Annotated in this window: 2 protein-coding genes and 1 pseudogene; 2 read left to right on the top strand and 1 reads right to left on the bottom strand. The window is 47.2% G+C overall.

Translation table 11 applies throughout. The features are described from left to right. The first annotated feature begins 257 nt into the window (after positions 1–257). Both HV796_RS42395 and HV796_RS42390 read left to right on the top strand, forming a co-directional pair. Positions 258–479 (top strand): hypothetical protein, encoded by a 222-nt coding sequence (locus HV796_RS42395; RefSeq protein WP_175233569.1) that lies wholly within the window; start codon positions 258–260, stop codon positions 477–479. Positions 480–889: 410 nt separating this feature from the next. Beyond that, complete coding sequence (locus HV796_RS42390) at positions 890–1,105, top strand: hypothetical protein (protein ID WP_175233568.1); 216 nt, start codon at positions 890–892, stop codon at positions 1,103–1,105. 140 nt (positions 1,106–1,245) lie between these two features. Here HV796_RS42390 and HV796_RS46380 read toward each other — a convergent pair. Beyond that, a pseudogene (locus HV796_RS46380) lies at positions 1,246–1,366 on the bottom strand (IS6 family transposase); the annotation flags it as partial.

The following is a 1,366-nucleotide window of genomic DNA, read 5'->3' as shown; positions in this document are numbered from 1 at the left end:
CTCGTGCGCGTCGAAGTGGGGGGGCGCAAGATGTTTCAGGTCAAGCAGGGTAAAGCCTGAGAGAGGAGCATTTACCTCTTGCCTTTGGCCTTTCAATGGATGACAGATTTAAGGCGGTCTACGGGAACCTCACGCGAATCTGTCAGAACCTGGCATCGGACGACTTGCGTTCTTTTAGATCAGCGATTACGCTGCTTCCTGTGGATCTCCACTCGTACTCGCATTCTTTGAAAATACCGTTTACAGGAGAAAGGCAAATGGATACTACGTTTGATGACCTCAGTGATGATTTAAAAAACCTAATTCGCGAAATAAATGTGATGTTTAAATTTATGAAAAGGCAGGTAGTCCAAGGAAAGATTGATGCAGCCTCGCAAACATATTATTGGATAGATGCTTTCATGGTCGGAGGTGCTCCTGCGACTGTAGATTCCTTTATCGAAAAGATAGAATTATATGTACAATCGCAACTCGAATAAGGTTTACGTTTATTTTTTGATAATTTGTATTTTCACGCTTTTATTGCGGATCAGTGACGTGTGAAGTGAAATCAATTTCCCGCAAAGCCATCTGGTTGGCGTTGGATTGGATTTTTAGAGGGGGCTTCAGAAAATGAAAATAAAGCACGTTAGCGGTAGGTGATCGTCGCTAGTCGGCCCCGAATCGTACTTTTAGCCCCACGAGCTCGGATGCCGGGGCGTTTTTAATACGATGCACCTGCGGTGCGTTGTCCGAGTGTCTAATCAAGGGGCGCTAGCAAGTAATATTTAGTACATTATGCGTTGCAGTCGATCAGAAATATTTTCGCAGGTTTTTGCCATTTTGTTTTCGGCCGCCCACCAACACTCATGGCGTTAAATTCACAATGTAGCTTATTGGAGAAAGATGAATGGCCACTACATACTCTGACCTCAGTGCAGATCTACAAGACCTGTTTGTTAAAATTCAAAATATGTGTCTACTTGCTCGGCAGCAAGGTGCGCAAGGGAATCCTGACGCAGCTTCTCAAACGGCCGTTTGGATAGAGGGTTTCGAAGCCGGGGATCCTGATACCGTGTCGAAGCTCGCCGGCGACCTGCAAGGATATTTCGCGAACAACCACTAGTCCCACTGCGTCATTGAAATGGCACTGGCCGAATTCGCCGCATGGATCGTCGTACCGCCATTTAATGGGCGCTTGGGGCGCTGAAGGGCTCTGGTGCAAATGGTGGAAACAGTCAAGGAAACTAATTTTGACAGGATGACTTATTGAGCGAAGAGGACCGCGTTCCAGACGGTCGGCGTAGCGGTGTCTTTGAGGTCGAGCGTCGCGAGATTGAATTGCCCCTTGCGAATGCGATGCATCAACCCGATGCCTGAAATCGTA

It is taken from the genome of Paraburkholderia humisilvae, from assembly GCF_902859855.1.
Classification (GTDB): Bacteria; Pseudomonadota; Gammaproteobacteria; order Burkholderiales; family Burkholderiaceae; genus Paraburkholderia; species Paraburkholderia humisilvae.
Note: the sequence above shows the minus strand (reverse complement) of the source record. Positions and strands in the feature narration are given on the sequence as shown.

Bases quoted from the DNA above. Each gene is read 5' to 3' on its own strand.
- HV796_RS42390 (WP_175233568.1), top strand. From the start codon at position 890: ATGGCCACTACATACTCTGACCTCAGTGCAGATCTACAAGACCTGTTT.
- HV796_RS42395 (WP_175233569.1), top strand. From the start codon at position 258: ATGGATACTACGTTTGATGACCTCAGTGATGATTTAAAAAACCTAATT.